Origin of the sequence: Streptomyces lunalinharesii, from assembly GCF_039532155.1 — a bacterium.
GTDB lineage: Bacteria > Actinomycetota > Actinomycetes > Streptomycetales > Streptomycetaceae > Streptomyces > Streptomyces lunalinharesii.
The window spans coordinates 139,161-159,808 of record NZ_BAAARK010000022.1; the positions used below are offsets into that span (position 1 = coordinate 139,161).

The 20,648-nt window shown below is 74.8% G+C and carries 17 protein-coding genes; 13 read left to right on the forward strand and 4 right to left on the reverse strand.

What is annotated here, in order from left to right:
- The first annotated feature begins 123 nt into the window (after positions 1-123).
- The 3 genes from ABD385_RS28390 to ABD385_RS28400 all read left to right on the forward strand — a co-directional run bounded on the left by ABD385_RS28390 (position 124) and on the right by ABD385_RS28400 (position 3,842).
- Positions 124-1,470, forward strand: coding sequence for a peptidoglycan recognition protein family protein (locus tag ABD385_RS28390; RefSeq protein WP_344581418.1), 1,347 nt, complete (start codon positions 124-126; stop codon positions 1,468-1,470).
- Positions 1,471-1,803: 333 nt separating this feature from the next.
- Entirely contained in the window at positions 1,804-2,886 is a 1,083-nt protein-coding gene (manB, locus tag ABD385_RS28395; RefSeq protein ID WP_344581420.1) for a mannose-1-phosphate guanylyltransferase, read from the forward strand.
- A gap of 50 nt (positions 2,887-2,936) precedes the next feature.
- Positions 2,937-3,842 carry a DNA-3-methyladenine glycosylase family protein gene (locus tag ABD385_RS28400; protein WP_344581423.1) on the forward strand — a complete coding sequence of 302 codons (906 nt, stop codon included), beginning with the start codon at positions 2,937-2,939 and terminating at the stop codon, positions 3,840-3,842.
- Between the two features lie 39 nt (positions 3,843-3,881).
- On the opposite strand, the gene ABD385_RS28405 is transcribed toward ABD385_RS28400, so the two are convergent.
- From ABD385_RS28405 to ABD385_RS28415, 3 genes are all read right to left on the reverse strand, one after another.
- Complete coding sequence (locus ABD385_RS28405; protein ID WP_344581427.1) at positions 3,882-5,264, reverse strand: coenzyme F420-0:L-glutamate ligase; 1,383 nt, start codon at positions 5,262-5,264, stop codon at positions 3,882-3,884.
- A complete protein-coding gene (cofD, locus tag ABD385_RS28410) occupies positions 5,261-6,220 on the reverse strand; it encodes a 2-phospho-L-lactate transferase (protein WP_344581430.1) in 960 nt (319 codons plus the stop codon). Before cofD ends, ABD385_RS28405 begins: the two co-directional genes overlap by 4 nt.
- Before the next feature lie 115 nt (positions 6,221-6,335).
- On the reverse strand, positions 6,336-6,866 hold the full coding sequence (locus ABD385_RS28415; RefSeq protein ID WP_344581431.1) for a cysteine dioxygenase: 531 nt from the start codon (positions 6,864-6,866) through the stop codon (positions 6,336-6,338).
- Between the two features lie 693 nt (positions 6,867-7,559).
- Here ABD385_RS28415 and ABD385_RS28420 point away from each other — a divergent pair.
- The 3 genes from ABD385_RS28420 to ABD385_RS28430 all read left to right on the forward strand — a co-directional run bounded on the left by ABD385_RS28420 (position 7,560) and on the right by ABD385_RS28430 (position 13,602).
- Positions 7,560-7,823, forward strand: coding sequence for a WhiB family transcriptional regulator (locus ABD385_RS28420; RefSeq protein ID WP_003983763.1), 264 nt, complete (start codon positions 7,560-7,562; stop codon positions 7,821-7,823).
- 320 nt (positions 7,824-8,143) lie between these two features.
- Complete coding sequence (locus tag ABD385_RS28425; protein WP_344581433.1) at positions 8,144-12,013, forward strand: glycosyltransferase family 2 protein; 3,870 nt, start codon at positions 8,144-8,146, stop codon at positions 12,011-12,013.
- Complete coding sequence (locus tag ABD385_RS28430; RefSeq protein ID WP_344581435.1) at positions 12,010-13,602, forward strand: DUF5719 family protein; 1,593 nt, start codon at positions 12,010-12,012, stop codon at positions 13,600-13,602. The genes ABD385_RS28425 and ABD385_RS28430 overlap by 4 nt, the downstream gene beginning before the upstream one ends.
- A gap of 48 nt (positions 13,603-13,650) precedes the next feature.
- On the opposite strand, the gene ABD385_RS28435 is transcribed toward ABD385_RS28430, so the two are convergent.
- The gene (locus tag ABD385_RS28435; protein WP_344581436.1) at positions 13,651-14,109 is read right to left on the reverse strand and encodes a metallopeptidase family protein; all 459 of its coding nucleotides are present in this window, start codon (positions 14,107-14,109) and stop codon (positions 13,651-13,653) included.
- A 268-nt stretch (positions 14,110-14,377) separates the two neighbouring features.
- Here ABD385_RS28435 and ABD385_RS28440 point away from each other — a divergent pair, with 268 nt between their 5' ends.
- The 7 genes from ABD385_RS28440 to ABD385_RS28470 all read left to right on the forward strand — a co-directional run.
- A complete protein-coding gene (locus ABD385_RS28440; RefSeq protein ID WP_344581438.1) occupies positions 14,378-14,824 on the forward strand; it encodes a DUF3499 domain-containing protein in 447 nt (148 codons plus the stop codon).
- Positions 14,825-14,927: 103 nt separating this feature from the next.
- Complete coding sequence (locus tag ABD385_RS28445) at positions 14,928-16,286, forward strand: phosphomannomutase/phosphoglucomutase (RefSeq protein ID WP_344581441.1); 1,359 nt, start codon at positions 14,928-14,930, stop codon at positions 16,284-16,286.
- Between the two features lie 129 nt (positions 16,287-16,415).
- The gene (locus ABD385_RS28450) at positions 16,416-16,598 is read left to right on the forward strand and encodes a Trm112 family protein (protein ID WP_016573075.1); all 183 of its coding nucleotides are present in this window, start codon (positions 16,416-16,418) and stop codon (positions 16,596-16,598) included.
- Between the two features lie 44 nt (positions 16,599-16,642).
- On the forward strand, positions 16,643-17,779 hold the full coding sequence (locus ABD385_RS28455; RefSeq protein ID WP_344581445.1) for an SIS domain-containing protein: 1,137 nt from the start codon (positions 16,643-16,645) through the stop codon (positions 17,777-17,779).
- 73 nt (positions 17,780-17,852) lie between these two features.
- Positions 17,853-19,055: a mannose-6-phosphate isomerase, class I gene (manA, locus tag ABD385_RS28460; protein ID WP_344581449.1), complete on the forward strand. Its 1,203-nt coding sequence runs from the start codon at positions 17,853-17,855 to the stop codon at positions 19,053-19,055.
- Between the two features lie 117 nt (positions 19,056-19,172).
- A complete protein-coding gene (locus ABD385_RS28465) occupies positions 19,173-20,117 on the forward strand; it encodes a cation diffusion facilitator family transporter (RefSeq protein WP_344581469.1) in 945 nt (314 codons plus the stop codon).
- 377 nt (positions 20,118-20,494) lie between these two features.
- Positions 20,495-20,648 (forward strand): adenosylhomocysteinase (locus ABD385_RS28470; protein ID WP_344581471.1); only part of this gene is annotated, 154 nt, incomplete at its 3' end.

Sequence of the window (20,648 nt, forward strand, 5' to 3'; positions counted from 1 at the left end):
CGGCCAGCGTACGCGCGCGAGCCGTTGACGGTCAGTCGGGTGTGGCCCGCGGGCCACCGGTTCGGCCGATGCCCCCGCCGACCAGCGTTGGCGGGCCGCACCCGGCCGTGTCCAGGATTTCCCATGCGCCCCTTCCTCGCGTCCTGCCTCGGCGCCGCGTGCACGGCCGCCCTCGCCCTGCCCCCGGCCCCGGCCGCCGCGCGCCCCGCGGACCCCTCGGGCCCGGTAGCCGGGCCCGAGGCATCGCGCGCCAGCGACCTGCCGGGCGGCACCCAGTCCCTGCCGCTGGAGCACCTCGTCCCGGCCGCCCCGGGCGCCCCCGCCCAGGACATGGCCGCGCCGCAAGGAGGCGCCGTCCACGAACTGGCCCCCCGCACCGTCCGCCCCTTCTCCCTCGTCGGCATCGTCTGGGACGACGTCGCGGTGGCCCTCCGCGGCCGGGTCCAGATCCGCACCCGGGGCCGCGCGGACGGCCGGTGGTCCGGCTGGCAGGACCTCCAGAACGAGAAGAGCGACGACGCCCCCGACCCCGGCGCCGCGGAGGGCCTCGGCAGTGCCGCCCACGGCAGCACGGCCCCCCTGTGGGTCGGCGCCAGCGACGCCGTCCAGGTCCGCCTCACGCTCGCCGACCCGCACCGCGCCGCCCTCGCCGTGCCGCACGGCCTCCGCCTCGAACTCGTCGACCCCGGCCCCGACACCCCCGCCGCCCGCACCGCCCCGGCCACCACCCCCGAGGCCACCGCCAGTTCCGCCGCCAACGCACCCCTCGCGCCGCTCGGCGCCACCGAGATCCCGGCCGCCGACCAGGCCGCCGCGCAGGCCGACGTCACCGCCGCCGGCGGCGCCGCACCGGCCGCACCGGTGCACATCGGCGCCCGCCCCCGCATCGTCACCCGGGCCGGTTGGGGCGCCGACGAGAAGCTGCGCGAAGCGCGCTTCGTCTACACCCGCAACGTCCGCGCCGTCTTCGTCCACCACAGCGCCACCGGCAACAACTACACCTGCGCCGAGACCCCTTCGGTCATCCGCGGCCTGTACCGCTACCACGTCAAGAGCAGCCACTGGCGGGACATCGGCTACAACTTCCTGATCGACAAGTGCGGCTCCATCTACGAGGGCCGCGCCGGCGGCGTCGCCAAACCGGTGCTCGGCGCCCACACCCTCGGCTTCAACAACGACAGCACCGGCATCGCCCTGCTCGGCTCGTTCGGCAAGACCGCCCCGCCCCGCGCGGCCCTCGAAGCCCTGGGCAGGCTGACGGCCTGGAAGCTCGGCCTGCACGGCGCCGACCCGCGCGGCCGCACCGCGATGACGTCCACCGGCGGCAACCTCTACCGCAAGGGCAGGGTCGTCGAACAGCACGTCATTTCCGGCCACCGCGACGGCTTCAAGACGGAATGCCCCGGCACCCTCCTCTACGCCGACCTCCCCTCCGTCCGCCAGGCCGCCGCCCGCCTCCAGGGCCGCTGACCTCGGCCGGAGCCCCTGCGGCGGAACAACCGTGAAACTCGTCACCCCGTTCCCGCGGACTCCGTGGCCCACACACTGAACCGATCACCGCCCCCACACGTCCTAGGGGCCGCGAGAGAACCCGTCACCCCGTCACCTCCCCGGCCGCGTCCCGGCGTCCCGCAGGCCGGGCCCGATGTCCCATCTGCCTACACTGGTCCGCCCGACCAGCCGACCCCCAGGAAGCAGAGAAGACCACGTGAGCGTCGCCCCCGCGGCCGCCGGGCCGCGGTCGACGAGACGATCCCCGCACCGCTGCGCTGCGGGGGCGGAGAAGCGAACAAGAGGACACAAGTGACCGAAGCGATCCTCCTGGTCGGCGGCAAGGGCACCCGGTTGCGCCCGCTGACGGTGCACACGCCCAAGCCGATGGTCCCGGCCGCCGGCGTGCCCTTCCTCACCCACCAACTGGCCCGCGCCCGCGCCGCCGGCGTCGAGCACGTCGTCCTGGCCACGTCCTACCTCGCCGAGGTCTTCGAGCCGTACTTCGGCGACGGGTCCGCACTCGGCCTGCACCTGGAATACGTGACCGAAGTGGAGCCGCTGGGCACCGGCGGCGCCATCCGCAACGTCGCCTCCCGTCTGCACTCCGCCCCCGGCGACCCGGTGCTGATCTTCAACGGCGACATCCTCACCGGCCTGGACATCCGCGCCCTGGTCGACACCCACCGCACCAGCGGCGCCGACGTCTCCCTGCACCTCTCCCGGGTCGAGGACCCGCGCGCCTTCGGACTGGTCCCCACCGACGACACCGGCCGGGTCACCGCCTTCCTGGAGAAGCCGCAGACCCCCGAGGAGATCGTCACCGACCAGATCAACGCCGGCGCGTACGTCTTCAACCGCTCGGTCATCGACACCATCCCCACCGGCCGCCCGGTCTCCGTCGAACGCGAGACCTTCCCCGGCCTGCTCGCCGACGGCGCCCACCTCCAGGGCATGGTCGACTCCACCTACTGGCTCGACCTCGGCACCCCGCAGGCGTTCGTCCGCGGCTCCGCCGACCTGGTCCTGGGCCGCGCCCCGTCCCCGGCCGTCCCCGGCCGCTGCGGCGACCGCCTCGTCCTGGCGGGCGCCGACGTCGCCCCGGACGCCAAGCTGACCGGCGGCACGGTCGTCGGCTCGACGGCCACCATCGGCGCCGGCGCCCGGGTGGACGGCAGCGCCGTCCTCGACGGCGCCGTGATCGAGCCGGGCGCGCAGGTCCGCGACTCGCTCATCGGCGCCGGCGCCCGGATCGGGGCCCGCACCGTCCTGGACGGCGCGGTGATCGGCGACGGCGCGGTGGTCGGGCCCGACAACGAGCTGCGCGGCGGCATCCGCATCTGGTGCGGCGCCGACATCCCCGCCGGCGCGGTGCGCTTCTCCTCCGACCAGTAGCGCCACCGCCACCCACCAGGGACGTCACCCCGATCGCCTAACCTGGCGGCATGCCCGCCCGCACCTGGGTCCCGCCCGGCCCGTACGACCTGCACCGCACCCTCGGGGTGCTGCGGCGCGGTCCCGGCGACCCGGCGTTCGCGGTCCGCGGCGACGAGGTCTGGCGGGCCTGCCGCACGCCCGCCGGCCCCGGCACCCTGCGCCTGGTGACCCGCCCGGCCGACGGCCACGTCGCGGCGACGGCCTGGGGCCCGGGCGCGGAGTGGCTGCTGGAGCACCTGCCGGCGCTGCTGGGGGAGTGCGACGACCCGACGGCGCTCACCGCCCGGCACCGCGTCGTCCACGAGGCGCGCCGCCGCCACCCCGGCGTCCGGCTCGCCCGCACCGGCCTGGTCCTGGAGTCGCTGATCCCCTCGGTCCTGGAGCAGAAGGTCACCAGCGACGAGGCGTACCGCGCCTGGCGGCTGCTGCTCCAGCGGCACGGCATGCCCGCGCCAGGACCGTGGGACCGACTGCGGGTGATGCCCGAACCGCGCGGCTGGGCGCTGATCCCGTCCTGGGAATGGCACCGGGCCGGCGTCGACGCCAAGCGGTCGTCGGCGATCGTGCGCGCCGTCCGGGTCGCGGCCCGCATGGAGGAGGCCGCGCGGATGGACCTCGCGGCCGCCACCCGCCGGCTGACGGCCGTCCCGGGCATCGGCCCCTGGACGGCCGCCGAAACCCTCCAGCGCGCCCTGGGCGCCCCCGACGCGCTCACCGTCGGCGACCTGCACCTGCCGAACATCATCGGCTACGCGCTCACCGGCCGCCGCGGCACGACCGACGAGGAGATGCTGGAGCTGCTGGCGCCCTACGAGGGCCAGCGGCACCGCGCGGCCCAGCTCATCCTGCTCTCCGGCCTGGTCCCGCCGCGCCGCGCGCCGCGCTTCCCGGTGGGCGACATCGCCCGGCTGTGACCGGGGCGGTGCCGCCCTCCGGAGGAACGGACCCGGTCCTCAGCGGACGCTGACGAAGTCGTCCACCGCTCGCGCCGGCCGTTCCCGCGGCGGTGCGGCCGGCCGCCCGATGGCCACCGCGCCCATCGGCTCCCACTCCGCCGGCAGTTCCAGCACCTCCCGGACCACGTCCCGGCAGAACATCGTCGAGGAGATCCACGCCGACCCCAGCCGCTCGGCGGCCAGCGTCACCAGGAAGTTCTGGATGCCGGCGCCGTGCGCGACGACGAACATCTCGCGCTCGGCGGCGCCGCGCCGCGCGTCGGGGTAGTTCTGCGCACCGTCGAGCACCATGCACGGCACCGCCAGATAGGGCGCGTTGCGCAGCACGTCGCCGCGGCGCACCCGCTTGGCGATGGCCTCCGCCGACTTCCCGTCCGCGCGCAGATCGGCCACCCAGGCGTCCCGCATCGCGTCCAGCAGGCGGGTCCGGGACTCCGCCGACTCCAGCAGGACGAACCGCCACGGCGCGGTGTGGTGCGGCGCCGGCGCGGTCAGCGCGGCGGCGACCGCGCGCCGCACCGCACCCGGGTCCACCGGGGCGTCGGTGAACTCGCGGACCGTGCGCCGCAGCGTCACCGCCTCCCGCACGGCCTCGGAGGTGCCCAGCCGGAACATGTCGTCCGCGGCGTTGCGCACCAGCGCCCGCGCCCCGCGGTCCGCGGTGCCCGCGTCCTCGTCGGAGTCCGCCCGGTGATCCGCCGCCGGCTCCGCGTCCGCCGGTAGGACGACGTGCGGCAGACCCCGCACCACCGCCACCGGCCGCCCGGTCGCCTTGCCCTTCACCAGGTCGCCCGCGGCGGCGAGTTCGTCCGCGGTGGCCACGATGGTGGCGACCAGCGGATTGCCGTACGCGTCGGTGCCGCCGCGCAGGTCGTCCAGCACCCGCACCCCGGCCGCCCCGATGGCGACGTCGGTCAGTCCGCTGCGCCAGGGCCGCCCGAAGGTGTCGGTGACGACCACGCCGACGTCCACGCCGAGCGTCTCGCGCAGCCCGGCCCGCAGCGCGCGGGCCGAGGCGTCCGGGTCCTCGGGCAGCAGCAGGATGGTGCCGGAGGGCGTGTTGGAGGCGTCCACGCCGGCCGCGGCCATCACCAGGCCCCGGTGGTCCTGGACGATGCGCAGGGTGCCGCGCCGGGCCACCACCCGCGCCGTCTCGGCGTCGATCGCGGCCTCGCGGTCGGTGGCCTCGACGATCCGCCCCTCGGCCTTGCTGACGATCTTCGAGGTGACCAACACCACGTCGCCGTCGGCCAGTTGGGGCGCTCCGGGGGCGTTCGCCGCGGACGCGACCAGCTTGACGAGGTCGTCGCCGGGCCGCACCTCGGGGATGCCCGGCAGCGCCCACACCCGGTAGCCGGGCACCTGCTCCGCCCCGGTCATCCCCGCACCTCCGCGGCGAGTTCCAGCGCCGTGCGGGCCATCGCGGCGGTGGCGTCGACGTCCGTCATCATCAGCGGCACCGCCCGGCAGCGGATGCCCGCCGCCTCGACGTCGGCCACCGCGTCCGCGTCCACGTCGTCCACCAGCCAGCCGTCCAGCAGCCCCGCACTGTAGTGCTGGGCCACCGCCGCCGCGGTGGACTCCACGCCGACCGCCTCCAGCACCTTGTCGGCCATGCCGCGCACCGGGGCGTTCCCGACGATCGGCGACAGCCCGACCACCGGCGCCGCGGCCTCGGCGACGGCCTCCCGGATGCCGGGCACGGCCAGGATCGTGCCGACGCTGACGACCGGGTTGGACGGCGGGAAGAGGATCACGTCGGCCGCGGCGAGGGCCTCCAGCACGCCGGGGGCCGGCTTGGCCTGTTCGGCGCCGACCGGCACCACGGCCAGCGCCGGCACCGAGGCCCGCAGCCGCACCCAGTACTCCTGGAAGTGCACGGCCTTGCGCTCGCCGGTCTCGTCCTCGATGGCCACGTGGGTCTCGACGCGGTCGTCGGACATCGGCAGCAGCCGCACACCGGGCTGCCAGCGGTCGCACAGCGCCTCGGTGACGGCGCTCAACGGGTAGCCGGCGCCCAGCATCTGGGTCCGGACGATGTGGGTGGCGAAGTCCCGGTCGCCCAGCCCGAACCACTCCGGCCCGACGCCGTACGCGGCAAGTTCCTCCTTCACCCGGAACGTCTCGCCCGTCCGGCCCCAACCCTGGTCCTCGTTGATCCCGCCGCCGAGCGTGTACATCACGGTGTCGAGGTCGGGACACACCTTCAGCCCGAACAGGTGGATGTCGTCACCGGTGTTGCCGATGACGGTGATGTCCGCGTCCGGAGCCGCTGCCTTCAGTCCCCGCAAGAAGCGGGCGCCGCCGATACCGCCGGCCAGAACCACAATGCGCATGCCCCCAAGTCTGTCAGCCGCAGGCTGATTCCATGAGGGGCGGTGGCCGGGCGACGGGCGGGCTGTCAGCCGGAGGCCGAATCCATGAGGGGCGGTGGCCGACGAGGGACGGTCCTCAACCGGCCGGAACCTCCTGGACCGGTGCCGCGCACCGCGCGCTGTGCTGCGCGACGGCGTCCCGCCCGCCCGCCCGCGGGAGCATCGGCATCTCGGTCAGACCGGGGAAGTACACGTGCAGGCTGACGGCCGGCACCAGCGCGTCGTTGACGACCTCGTGGGCGTAGCCGGGGGCGAAGACCCGCTGCGCGCCGGCCGCCAGGGTGCGCGGTCCGCCCGCCGCGTGTTCGGTCAACTCGCCTTCCAGGACGGTCAGTACGCCGGAGGACGGCCCGTGGTCGTGCCGTCCGCTGCCCTGTCCCGGCACCCAGCTCAGCAGCCACACCTCGTAGCCGGGGGCGGTGCGCAGCCGGTGGTACCAGCGGGTGGTGGCGTCGTAGCGGACCAGCGGGGCCCAGGCGGCGCGGTCGGCGGCGATCGCGCGGGCCAGGCCGGCGAAGCCGGCGACGGTGCTGGGGTGGGCGGGGACGGGCGGCAGCAGGTGGGGGATGGCGAGCGGGTCGCCGGCGATCTGGACGTCGCTGTTCATGGCGGGGTTCCTCGGCGGAAGTGCTGGGTGGCGCGCGACAGGGGGTGCGGCACGGCGCCGGGCCGTTCCTTGTGGGGACGCGGCGCGGTGATCGCGGCGGAGCGGTGCGCCGGCGGGATGGTGCGGGCGCGGGGGCTGGAGCTCAGTGGCTGCGACAGCTGGAACAGCGACAGCGAGCCTGCACGGCGCAGAGCGACCCGTAGGAACGGGTCAGTCGGTGCGCGGGGGTCGCTGGCATGCGGTCAAGGAGACACGGGGCGGCCGTGCGCTGTCAAACGCGCAGCGGCGCATGGGACGGCGTTCACCTCATCCGGTTACTCCGTCCGGAGAAAGGTTTGTGCAGTCGGCGACGGGGAGAAGCGGTCAGCGATCGCGCTCCGGTTGCCGTTGCGGTCCTGTGATCCCGCTGTGATCTTGCCCGCTCCGGGGCGCGCGGTGCAACGGACAAGACGTTCGTTGACGTCTCACTCGTTGAGAAGGGAGCCACGGGTCACTCGCCCGGGGAAGTGTCCTGTTTTTGGATGATTTGAACACTTTCCGCATACGCTTGGTTCCGCAGAGTGAATAAGAGGCCCAATAGCAGATCTCGGCTTGACTGGCCCGGATCAGCACACTTGTAATTTCACTCGTGTCGTTCAGCCGAATTCGATCACGGCTTGATCACGGGGACGTAAAGACAGACGAGGGGCGCACATGACCGAGCTGTTCCAGGAATTGCTGGTCGAGGAGGCGGACGAGGAGCTCGGCTGGCAGGAGCGCGCACTGTGCGCCCAGACCGACCCCGAGTCCTTCTTCCCGGAGAAGGGTGGCTCCACCCGCGAGGCCAAGAAGGTCTGCCTCGCCTGCGAAGTCCGGTCCGAGTGCCTCGAATACGCCCTCGCCAACGACGAACGCTTCGGCATCTGGGGCGGTCTGTCCGAGCGCGAGCGCCGCCGGCTCAAGAAGGCCGCCGTCTGACCGTGACAGGCCAGCCCCCCGCACCAGCACCCCGCGGTTGCGCCGACCACGCCACCGCACCACCCCAACTCCCCATATCCCCCTATAGCGAACGCACCGCCTCCAGCGCTCTGTCCGCCGGAGGCGGTCTGCTGTGTACGGAGTCGATCGGCGCCCCGGCGCGAACCATTAGTGTGGGGCCCCGTCCGAGACACGCCCGCACCGCCGGCGCGGGGTGCGCGTGTCCCTCGTAGTCCGTCGCAGTGTCTTCCGGGGGCGGGGGCCTTTCAGCGACTTCGCCGTGGGCCCCGGACTCCCGGGTCCGGAGGGCCCGTACCTCGATGTCCGTGCACAGCCAGTCGGCGGCCCAGGCCGCCCCGTACGCAGCTGCCACCCCTGAGTTCCCGCGACACGTCGTCACCGCCGTGATCGTCTCGCACGACGGCGGCCGCTGGCTGCCCGACGCGTTGGCCGGGCTGCTCGGCCAGGAGCGCCCGGTCCAGAACGTCATCGGTGCCGACACCGGCAGCGCGGACGACTCCGCCCGACTGCTCGCCGAGGCGATCGGCGACGATCACGTGCTCCACCTCGCCCGCCGCTCCGGATTCGGCACCGCCGTCGACGAGGCCGTCCGCACCGCCCCCGTCCTCGGCCCCGACGACCTGCCCCACCTCCGTCGCCCCAGCGGCTGGGACCCGGTCAGCCGCACCTGGCACGACGAGGCGTACGACATGCCGGAACTCCCGCACGGGGAACCGGTCCAGTGGCTGTGGCTGCTGCACGACGACTGCGCGCCGGCCCCCGACGCGCTCGCCGAACTCCTGCGGGTCGCGGACGCCAGCCCCTCCACCGCCATCGTCGGCCCGAAGCTGCGCAGCTGGTACGACCGCCGGCAACTCCTCGAGGTCGGCGTCAGCATCGCCCGCAGCGGCCGCCGTTGGACCGGCCTGGACCGCCGCGAACAGGACCAGGGCCAGCACGACCAGGTCCGCCCGGTGCTCTCCGTCTCCACCGCCGGCATGCTCATCCGCCGCGACGTCTACGAGCAACTGGGCGGCTTCGACCGCCGGCTGCCGCTGATGCGCGACGACGTCGACCTGTGCTGGCGCGCCCAGGCCGCCGGCCACCAGGTCCTCATCGCCCCGGACGCCGTCCTGCGGCACGCCGAGGCCGCCGCCCGCGAACGCCGCCCCATCGACTGCGTCGGCCGCTCGGTGGCCAACCCGCACCGCGTCGACAAGGCCGGTGCCGTCTACGCCCTGCTCGCCAACACCCGTGGCGCGCTGCTCCCGTACACCCTGCTGCGGCTGCTGATCGGCACCCTGCTGCGGGTCGTCGCCTACCTCGTCGGCAAGGTCCCCGGCCAGGCGCTGGACGAACTCGCCGGGCTCTTCGGGACCCTGCTGCGCCCCGGCAAGATCCTCGCCGCCCGCACCCGCCGGGGGAAGCCGACGGTCGAGGCGAGCGAGCTGCGACCGTTGTTCCCGCCGCCCGGTGCCACCGTCCGGGCCACCGTCGAACAGGTCGCCGGCAACCTCGCCGGCCGGGCCGCCCCCGACGTGGCCTCCGCCGGCCGGCACGGCGCCGTGGAGTCCGGGCCCGGCGGCGACGACGCCGACTACCTGGAGATCGAGCAGTTCGCACGCCTCAAGCGGATCGCCCGCCGGCCCGCGCCGGTGCTCTTCCTCCTGCTGCTGCTCGTCTCGCTGGTCGCCTGCCGGGGACTGCTCGGCGGCGGCTCACTGGTCGGCGGCGCCCTGCTGCCCGCCCCCGACGGCCTGGGCGCCCTGTGGTCGTCGTACGTCGACAGCTGGCACCCGGTCGGCGTCGGGGACACCGCCTCGGCACCGCCCTACCTCGCCGTGCTGGCCTCGTTCTCCACGCTCTTCCTCGGCAGCACCGGCTTCACCCTGACCCTGCTGCTGGTCTGTTCGGTCCCGCTGGCCGGCCTCACCGCCTACTTCGCCTCCCGCCCGCTGGTCGCCTCCCGGCTGCTGCGGGCCTGGGGCAGCATCGCCTACGCCTTCCTGCCCGCCGCCACCGGCGCGCTCGCCGGCGGCCGGCTGGGCACCGCCGTACTGGCCGTCCTGCTGCCGCTGATGGCCCGCGCCGCGGTCGCCGCCGGCGGACTGCGGCTGGCGCCCGGCACCCGGCCCAGCTGGCGCGCCGCCTGGGCGTACGCCCTGCTGGTCACCGTCACCACCGCCTTCACCCCGATCGTCTGGCCGATCTCGGTGCTGCTCGGCGTGGCCCTGCTGGTGCTGCGCTTCCTGGGCGCGGCGAAGGCGAACGGGGCGAGCGGCGGCGCGGCGAAGCAGGGCGGCCGCGGGCCGCTCCTGCCGTACCTGCTGCGGTTCCTGGCCGTGACGCTCGCCCCGCTGGTGGTGCTGGCGCCCTGGTCGCTGTCGCTGCTCGCCCACCCGTCGCGGTTCTTCCGCGAGGCCGGCCTCGACTACGGCGCCGGCTCCGCCTCCGTCCTCGACCTCATCGGGCTCAGCCCGGGCGGCCCCAAGGCCGTCGGCGGGCTGCTGCTCCTCGGCATCGTGCTGGCCGCGCTCGGCGCGACCCTGCGCGACGAGCGGCAGACCGCGATCCGCACCGCCTGGGCGGTGGCCCTGACCGGCCTGCTGTGCGCGGCGCTCGGCAACGGCTCCGGCTGGACCGGCCCGGCCATGCTCGTCTACGGCCTGGCGCTGCTGTGCGCGGCCGCGATCGGCGCCGAGGGCATCCGCACCCGGATGACCGCGCTCGGCTTCGGCTGGAAGCAGCCGGCCGCCGTGCTGATCGCGCTGGCCTGTCTGATCGCCCCGCTGTACGCCGCGGTCAGCTGGATGGTCACCGGTGCGGCCGGCCCCCTCCAGCGGCGCGACGCCACGCAAGTCCCGGCATTCGTCGCCGAGGAGGCCACCACCACCGACCGCGCCCGCACGCTCGTCCTCGACGGCACCCCCGGGCACGTCTCCTACTCCCTCGTCCGCGGCTTCGGGGCCCAGCTCGGCGACGCCGACCTGGCCGCGGAGGCCGGCCCGGACGCGCGCCTGGACGGGGTCGTCGCCCACCTCGTCGCCGGCTCCGGCGCCGACCAGACCGACCGGCTCGGCGGCTACGCGGTCCGCTACGTCCTGGTCCGCAAGGGCGCCCCGCGCGAGATGGGCCGCGTCCTGGACGCCACCCCGGGCCTGACCCGGCTCAGCCAGGAGGACGGCAGCGCCCTGTGGCGCGTCGACCAGCGCGTCTCCCGGATCGCGATCGTGCCCGGCCAGACCAAGGAAGGCACCGGCAACGGCGACGCCGCCGTCCCCGTCCCGGTGCCGGCCGGACCGGTCGACGCGCACACCACCAAGGTGCCCGCAGGACCCGCCGGCCGGCTCCTGCGGATCGCCGACGCCGCCGACGACGGCTGGCACGCCACCCTCGACGGCACCGCCCTCAAGCCCGTCACCGTCGACGGCTGGGCCCAGGGCTTCCAACTGCCGTCCAACGGCGGCCGGCTCGACCTCACCCACGACAACCCCCTGGGCCACACCCTGTGGCTCTGGGCCCAGGGCCTGCTCGCCCTCGTCCTGGTCGTGATGGCGCTGCCCGGCCGGCGACGGGAGGTCGACGACGACCTGCCCGAGGAGACCGCCGCGGTCGCCGCCGCCCCGGCCTCGGGGGAGGGCCGCCGGGCCCGCCGGCTGCGCGCGCAGGCCGAGGCGGCCGGCGCCGCACCGGCCGCCGCAGCCCCCGACACCGTTGACACCGTCGACGGCGCGCCGGCCGCCGGCACCGGTGCGGAGCCCCTGGCCGCCGCGCCGGCCCCGGAACCGCTCCCGTCCGCCGACCCGTACGCCGCGGTCCCCGCGCAGCCCTCCTACGAGGACTGGACGGCCGCCCAGGACCCGGCCGCCGTCGACCAGCAGCCCTACGTCCCGACCGCCGACCCGTACCAGGCCGGCCCGTACGACGGTCAGTACGCGGGCCAGTACGACGGCCAGCAGCAGCCCTACCCGCCGGCCGACCCGTACCAGGCCGGCACCTACCAGCCCGGTGACTACGCGGTGGACCCCTACCAGGCGGGCGCCTACGACCCGTACGGCTACGGCGCTCAGCAGCAGCCGTACCCGGACGCCGGGACGGAGCAGCACCCGCAGCACCCGCAGCCCTACGACGGCACGACGTACCCCGGCGCCTTCCCCGAGCCGCGCCGTGACGGGAGCGAGCAGCAGTGAAGCGCACCATCATCTCCCTGACCGCCGCGGCCGCCGCGCTGGCCGCCGTCTCCGGTGTCGCCGCGCTCGCGGCCCCCGGCGGCGGTGCGGCCGCGGCCCCCGCGAGCGGCACCCGGCTGCCCGTCCAGCGGTCCACGCTGGTGTGCCCGGCGCCCAGTTCGTCGGAGGTCGCCGACACCACCTACACCGCCTTCGCGCCCCCGGGGGCCGCGGCCGGCGCGGACGCCAAGAAGGGCACCGCCCAGCTCCAGCCCGCCGGCACGGTCGCCGACAGCCACGGCAACCCCGCCGGCAAGGGCGGCAAGGACGCCAAGGACGGCAAGGGCAAGGGCGCCGCCGCGGACGCCGGCGCGCCGCAGACCGTGCCGCCGGCCGACACCAAGCCCGTGGTGCCCCTCCAGCAGGCCGGGAAGCCGGTCACCGCGGCCACCGACAGCCCCGACGCACCGGCCCTGACCGGCTCCGCCGACGGCCTGCTGGCCCCCGGCTGGACCGTCCAGCAGACCACCGCCGTCGCCGCCGGCTCCGGCCGCGGCCTCCAGGGGCTGACCTGCACCGCCCCCGACACCCAGTTCTGGTTCCCCGGCGTCAGCACCGCCGCCGGCCGCACCGACTACGTCCACCTGACCAACCCCGACGCGATCCCGGCCGTCGTCGACCTCGAACTGCGCGGCAAGGACGGCGCGTTGAGCGAGAGCGGCGGCGGCGAGGACATCACCGTGCCGCCGCACACCACCGTCCCGGTGCTGCTGTCCACCCTCACCACCAGCGCCGTCGACGGCGCCGCGCTGCACGTCACCGCGCGCTCCGGCCGGATCGGCGCGGCCGTCCAGGCCGCCGACGCCAAGACCGGCGGCGACTGGCTCCCGCCGGCCGCCGACCCGGCCCCGAGCGCCGTCCTGCCCGGCATCCCGGCCGACGCCACCGACGTCCAGCTGGTCGCCGTCGCACCGGGCGACGCCGACGCCGACGTCAACGTCCAACTGGCCACCCCGACCGGCCTGATCACCCCCGCCGGCCTCGACACCCTGCACATCAAGAGCGGGATGACCACCACCGTCGACCTCAAGGACATCACCAAGGGCGAGGCCGGCTCACTGGTCCTCACCCCGAGCGACGACGGCTCCACCGCCCCGATCACCGCGGCGCTGCGAGTGCTCCGCGGCAAGGGCGACAGCCAGGAGATGGCGTTCATCCCGGCGACCCGGCCGGTGGAGGCCCGCGGCACCGTCGCCGACAACCGGGCCAAGGGCGGCACCCTGACCCTGGTCGCCTCCGAGAAGGGCAAGGACGCCACGGTGAAGGTCACCGCGTCGGCCGGCAGCGGCGGCGGCTCCCCGGTCACCAAGACGTTCACGGTCAAGGGCGGCACCAGCCTCGCCGTCCAGCCGCCGCAGCCGTCCGGCCTGAAGGGCTCCTACGCGCTGACCGTCGAGCCGCAGTCCGGCAGCGGTCCGGTCTACGCCGCCCGCACGCTGGCCCTGCCGCAGGGCGCAGTGCCGGCCTTCACCATCCAGCCGGTGCCCGACGACCGCGGTTCGGTGCTGGTGCCCACCGCCGGCCAGGACCTGTCCCTGCTCACCCGCTGATCGACGACGGCGCCGCGGGCGGCGCCGTGCCGGACCCGCGCCGCCGGCTCACTCCTGGCCGTAGCGCGGGTCCACCGACTCCGGCGCCAGCCCGAGCAGCTCGGCGACCTGCTCGACGACGACCTCGTGCACCAGCAGCGCCCGCTCGTCGCGACTCTTCGTGCGGATCTCCACCGGCCTGCGGTAGATCACGATCCGGTCGCGATGTCCGTCGCCGGCCGGCAGCACCCGACCCAGCGGTACGCCCTCGTCCTCCGCGAGCGGGTCGGGCGGGCCGTCCGGCCCGAAGCCCGGCACCTCCAGCACCAGGAAGTCGACCTGCGCCAGCTGCGACCAGTGCCGCTCCAGCCGGTCCCGGGAGTCGTAGACGAGATCCGTGAACGCGTCGGCGCGGGTCACCGACAGCGGCACCTGGGGAGGCGCGATCGGGCCGCGCATGCCACGGCCGTGGCGGTCACGGCGGCGGGGTCGCGGCTCCGCAGGACGGGGAGGTACGGGGCTGTCCATCAGATCGAGCGTAGCCCTCCGGGGACGGGCCGTACGGCGTTGTGCGACAACTCGCCACTTGTCGTCGGGTGACCGGACCGGCCCCGGTTCGGTTCGTTTGTGGCTCCCTCTTGCCCCCTCTCCTTCCCAAGCAGCGACGCAGAATGACACGGATTGCACCACCTAGGGACGGCCCGTCGCCCACCGCGCGCCCCCTCGGCATCCACCCCCGACGGGCCCCGGCCGACGGGTGCAGGTCAGACGCATCGGACGAAGCGGGACGACACGGTTGGGTGAGCCGAGGGAGAGTCGTCGCGGCCCGCTCAAGAGTGCGGTACCGTCCAACGTCGTGAGCCCTGTACGTCGCTGTTCGCGCACTGCGTGCGGCCGCCCCGCCGTCGCAACGCTGACGTACGTCTATGCGGATTCGACCGCCGTGCTCGGACCGCTCGCCACCTACGCCGAGCCGCACTGCTACGACCTGTGCGCCGAACACTCCGAGCGCCTGACCGCACCCCGCGGCTGGGAAGTCGTCCGCCTCGCCATCGACCCCGGACCCGTCCGCCCCAGCGGCGACGACCTCGAAGCGCTGGCCAACGCCGTCCGCGAGGCGGCCCGCCCCCAGGAGCGCGCCGCCGGCGGCCCGGACACCCCCACCCCCACCGGCCGCGACGGCCACCCCATGGAGGTCGCCCGCCGCGGCCATCTGCGGATCCTGCGCTCGCCCGACTCCTGACCCGCCACCACCTGCTCCGCTGCCGTTCACGGCTGGTTCACGGCCCCCGCGCGGAACGTACGGGTAGGTTTGTCAGCCCGTAGCGACTCCAGGAGGGCTGGCTGTGACTGATCTGTCGCAGATCGTGAAGGCGTACGACGTGCGCGGCGTGGTCCCCGACCAATGGGACGAGACCCTGGCCGAACTCTTCGGCGCGGCTTTCGTCGAGGTCACCGGCGCCGACGCGATCGTCATCGGGCACGACATGCGGCCCTCCTCGCCGGGCCTGTCCGGGGCCTTCGGCCGCGGTGCGATCGCCCGTGGCGCCGACGTCACCGAGATCGGCCTGTGCTCGACCGACGAGCTCTACTACGCCAGCGGGGCCCTGGACCTGCCCGGCGCGATGTTCACCGCCTCGCACAACCCCGCCCAGTACAACGGCATCAAGCTGTGCCGGGCCGGCGCCGCCCCCGTGGGCCAGGACACCGGCCTCGCCGACATCCGCGCCCTGGTCGAGCGCTGGATCGCCGACGGCGCCCCCGAGCCGGCCGCCACACCCGGCACCCGCACCCGACGCGACGTCCTGAAGGACTACGCCGGCCACCTGCACTCCCTGGTGGACCTGTCGGACATCCGCCCGCTGAAGGTCGTCGTCGACGCCGGCAACGGCATGGGCGGCCACACCGTCCCCACCGTCTTTGCGGGCCTGCCCCTCGACCTCGACGCCCTCTACTTCGAGCTGGACGGCTCCTTCCCCAACCACGAGGCCAACCCGCTCGACCCCAAGAACATCACCGACCTGCAAGCCCGCGTCCGCGCCGTCGGCGCCGACCTCGGCCTCGCCTTCGACGGCGACGCCGACCGCTGCTTCGTCGTCGACGAGAACGGCGACCCGGTCTCCCCGTCCGCGATCACCGCCCTGGTCGCCGCCCGCGAACTGGCCAAGCACCCCGGCGGCACGGTCATCCACAACTGCATCACCTCCTGGTCCGTCCCGGAGGTCGTCAAGGAGCACGGCGGCGCCCCCGTCCGCACCCGCGTCGGCCACTCCTTCATCAAGGCCGAAATGGCCCGCACCGGCGCCATCTTCGGCGGCGAGCACTCCGCCCACTACTACTTCCGCGACTTCTGGAACGCCGACACCGGCATGCTCGCCGCGATGCACGTCCTGGCCACCCTCGGCAGCCAGGACGGCCCGCTGTCCCAGCTGGTCGCCCAGTACGACCGCTACGCCGCCTCCGGCGAGATCAACAGCACCGTCGACGACCAGGCCGGCCGGCTCGCCGCCATCAAGGCCGCCTACGAAGGCCGCGACGGCATCACCCTCGACGACCTCGACGGCCTGACCGTCACCGCCACCGACTGGTGGTTCAACGTCCGCCCCTCCAACACCGAGCCGCTGCTCCGCCTCAACGCCGAGGCCCGCGATGCGGCCACCGTCGACCGCATCCGCGACGAGGCCCTGGGGATCATCCGCGGCTGATCCACCGCCCCAGGTGGGAGGGCCGCCCAGACCGGTCCTCCCACCTGCCGAAAACCCCTCCGGGCAGGCCCCGCCCCCCACACCGGCGGTACGCTGGCCACGCCGCAACCACGCCGAAGGAGCACCCCGATGCCGGTCGAAGCCAGCCTGATCCAGATCCTCGCCTGCCCGGCCTGCCACGCCCCGCTGGAGGACCGCACCGCGGCCGACCCGGCCGAGCTGATCTGCACCTCCGCCGACTGCGGCCTCGCCTACCCCGTCCAGGACGGCATTCCGGTCCTCCTCGTCGACGAAGCCCGCCGCCCGGCCTGACCCGGCAGCACCCCCGCCCACCGGCGATCGGAGGCCGCGCCACCATGCTCGACGAGTCACTGCTCGACGCACCCGAGGCGCTGGCCGGCGCCGATCGCTTCGGCCTGCTGCGCGGCGTCGCCGAATCCGGCGCCCGGGTCCGCACCGCCGCCCGCAGCGCCGCCGAATCCGGCATCCCCGAGCTGACCCCCGACGGGCGGCCGCGCGCCGTCCTGGTCGCCGGACCCGGCCCGGCCGCCGCCGGCGTCGCCGACCTGCTGCGCGCCCTCAGCGGCGGCAGCTGCCCGGTCAGCCTCATCCAGCCCACCGGCGTGGCCCCCCTGCCCGGCGCCCTCCGCTGGATCCTGCCCGGCTGGGCCGGCCCCCTCGACCTCCTCCTCGTCGCCGGCCCCGACGCCGCCGACCCCGGCCTCGCCGAACTCGTCGAGCAGTCCTACCGCCGCGGCTGCGCGGTCGTCGCCGTCACCCCCGCCGGCGGTCCACTCGCCGACGCCGTCATCCAGGCCCGCGGCCTCGCCGTCCCCCTGGCCACCACCGCCTACGACGCCGAGTTCGACGTCGAGGGCGCCCCGCCCGCGGCCCCCGGCACCCTGTGGTCCGTCCTCATCCCGCTGCTCGTGCTCGCCGACCGGATCGGCCTGATCAGCGCCCCCGCGGACGCCGTCAGCAAGCTCGCCGACCGCCTCGACGAGGTCGCCGAACGCTGCGGTCCGGCCATCCCCACCTACACCAACCCCGGCAAGACCCTCGCCGCCGACCTCGCCGACGCCCTCCCGCTGATCTGGACCGAGGGGCTGGTCGCCGGCGCCGTCGGCCGCCACTTCGCCACCGAGCTCGCCGGACTCGCCGGCCGCCCCGCGCTCACCGCCGACCTCCCCGAGGCGCTCACCACCCACCGCGCCCTGCTCGCCGGCGCCCTCGCCGCCGGCGCCGACCCGGACGACTTCTTCCGCGACCGCGTCGACCAGCCCGCCGCCCTGCGCGCCCGGATCGTCCTGTTCCGCGAGGACGAAGCCGGCCCGCTCTCCGCGACCCGCGCCGCCCAGCAGCTCGCCGACGAACGCGACACCCCCCTCAGCGAACTGGAACCGACCGCCGGCAGCGAGCTGGAACGCGCCGCGGAACTCCTCGCCATCGCCGATTTCGGTGCCGTTTACCTGGCGCTCGCCGGCACCGAGTGATCATGGCTCCGGGGGAGCCCACCGCCCCGCGCCCCACCGGACCATCCACGCCACGTCAGGAAGCAGCCGTCCCATGGACCGCCTCGTCAACACCGTGCGCCCCTATGCCTGGGGCTCCATCACCGCCCTCCCCGACCTCCTCGGCGTCCCGCCCACCGGCGAACCGCAGGCCGAGATGTGGCTCGGCGCCCACCCCGGAGCCCCCTCCCGCCTCGACCGCGGCGCCGGCCCTCGCTCCCTCGCCGACGTGATAGCCGCCGACCCCGAAGGCGAACTGGGCGCCGACGCCGTCCGCGCCTTCGGCCCCCGGCTCCCCTTCCTCTTCAAGATCCTCGCCGCCGGCGCCCCGCTCTCCCTCCAGGTCCACCCCGACCGCACCCAGGCCGCGGCCGGCTTCGCCGACGAGGAGGCCCGCGGCATCCCCCTCGACGCCCCGCACCGCAACTACAAGGACGCCAACCACAAGCCCGAACTCCTCTGCGCCCTCACCCCCTTCGACGGCCTCTGCGGCTTCCGCCACCCCGACCAGGCCGCCGACCTCCTGGCGGGCCTCGACGTCGACGACCTCAAGCCGTACGTCGACGTCCTGCGCGCCAGCCCCGAGGAATCCGCCCTGCGCGAGGTGCTCACCGCCGTCCTCGGCGCCGAACCCGAGGCCCTCGCCGAGACCGTCGAACGCACCGCCACCGCCGCCGCCCAACTCGCCCCCAAGGGCGGCCCGCACGCCGAGGCGTACGCGGCCCTCGCCGCCATCGCCCACCACTACCCGGGCGACCGCGGCGTCCTCGCCGCCGCACTCCTCAACCACGTCCGGCTCCAACCCGGCGAAGCGCTCTTCCTCGGCGCCGGCATCCCGCACGCCTACCTCAGCGGCCTCGGTGTCGAACTCATGGCCAACTCCGACAACGTGCTCCGCTGCGGCCTCACCCCCAAGCACGTCGACGTCCCCGAACTCCTGCGCGTGGTCCGCTTCACCCCCCGCGACGCCGGCGTGCTGCGCCCCGAGGACGTCGACGGCGAAGAGGTCTACGACACCCCCATCGACGAGTTCCGCCTCTCCCGCTTCGTCCTGGCCCCCGGCGCCACCCCCCGCCCGCTCGCCGCCCGCACCCCGCAGATCCTCCTGTGCACCGCCGGCGCCGTCCGCCTGACCAGCGACCGCGGCACCACCCGCGACCTCACCCTCACCCCCGGCACCGCCGCCTTCGCGCCCGCCGGCGAACGCCTCACCCTCGCCGGCGACGGCACCGTCTTCCGCGCCACCGTCGTCGCCTGACGCCCGTCCGGCATCCGGCCTCCCCGCACCGCCCGCAGACCGGGCTGCAACAATGACCGCCGCACTGCATTAAAGGGGCGGTAAAGCCCGGTCTACGGAAGGGACATGGCGCAACCCATGAGCGCATCCGGCGGTACCAAGGCGATCGTGGCGGCGCTGGGCGCCAACCTGGCGATCGCCGCGGCCAAGTTCGTCGCCTTCGCCTTCAGCGGCTCGTCCTCGATGCTGGCCGAGGGCGTCCACTCCCTCGCGGACTCCGGCAACCAGGGCCTGCTGCTGCTCGGCGGGAAGCGGGCCAAGCGCGCCGCCACCGCCGAACACCCCTTCGGCTACGGGCGCGAGCGCTACATCTACGGCTTCCTCGTCTCCATCGTCCTGTTCACCATCGGCGGCGTCTTCGCGCTCTACGAGGGCTGGGAGAAGATCCAGCACCCGCACCCCCTGGACAACTGGTTCTGGCCGGTCGGCGTCCTGCTCTTCGCCGTCGTCGCCGAGGGCTTCTCGTTCCGCACCGCGATCAAGGAGTCCAACGAGCTGCGCGGCCAGCAGAGCTGGGCCCAGTTCATCCGCCGCGCCAAGGCCCCCGAACTCCCCGTCGTCCTGCTGGAGGACTTCGGCGCACTGATCGGCCTCGTCCTCGCCCTCTGCGGCGTCGGCCTCACCGTCGCCACCGGCAACAGCGTCTGGGACGGCGTCGGCACCATGTGCATCGGCACGCTGCTCGTGCTGATCGCCCTGGTCCTCGCCGCCGAGACCAAGTCCCTGCTGCTCGGCGAGGCGGCCGGCCCCGACCAGGTCGCCAAGATCCGCGCCGCCGTCGTCGACGGCGACGTCGTCACCCGCGTCATCCACATGCGCACCCTCCACCTCGGCCCCGAGGAACTCCTCGTCGCCGCCAAGATCGCCGTCGAGCACGACGACACCGCAGCCGAGGTCGCCCGCGCCATCGACGCCGCCGAGGCCCGCATCCGCCAAGCCGTCCCGATCGCCCGCGTCATCTACCTCGAACCCGACATCTACGACGAGAAGGCCGCCGCGGCCCAGCCCCCCAGCAACACCTGACGCCCCACGCGCCACAAGGCCCCGCCACCCCCGGGAGGCGGGGCCTCCCGCATGCCACCGCACCCCACACCCCACCCCCACACCCCCGCACCGCACGGAACAAGCCAACGATCGAACCGACGCGGGCTGGGGCAGCGCAGCCGATCGGTGTAAATTCGAGGGCAGTGCCAGACGTCGCTGCTGATGGCGGTCGGTCGGCCCGCACCGCGGACCGGCCGAGGGAGAGAGGGCCTCCGACGGACTGCGCTGCGGCAAGGGGAGAGGTGCGCCCGCCTCCACGTAGGCTCAAGTGCACCCCGTCACCACTGGGGACCCCCAGCCCGCGCCGCAGACTGCCCGAATGCCCGACCGACCTCGACATCCGAGGAGCAGCCCGAATGACGACAGCAGCCACCGGCCAGGACTTCAAGGTCGCTGACCTTTCCCTCGCCGCCTTCGGCCGCAAGGAGATCACCCTCGCCGAGCATGAGATGCCCGGTCTGATGGCGATCCGCAAGGAGTACGCCGAGCAGCAGCCCTTGAAGGGCGCGC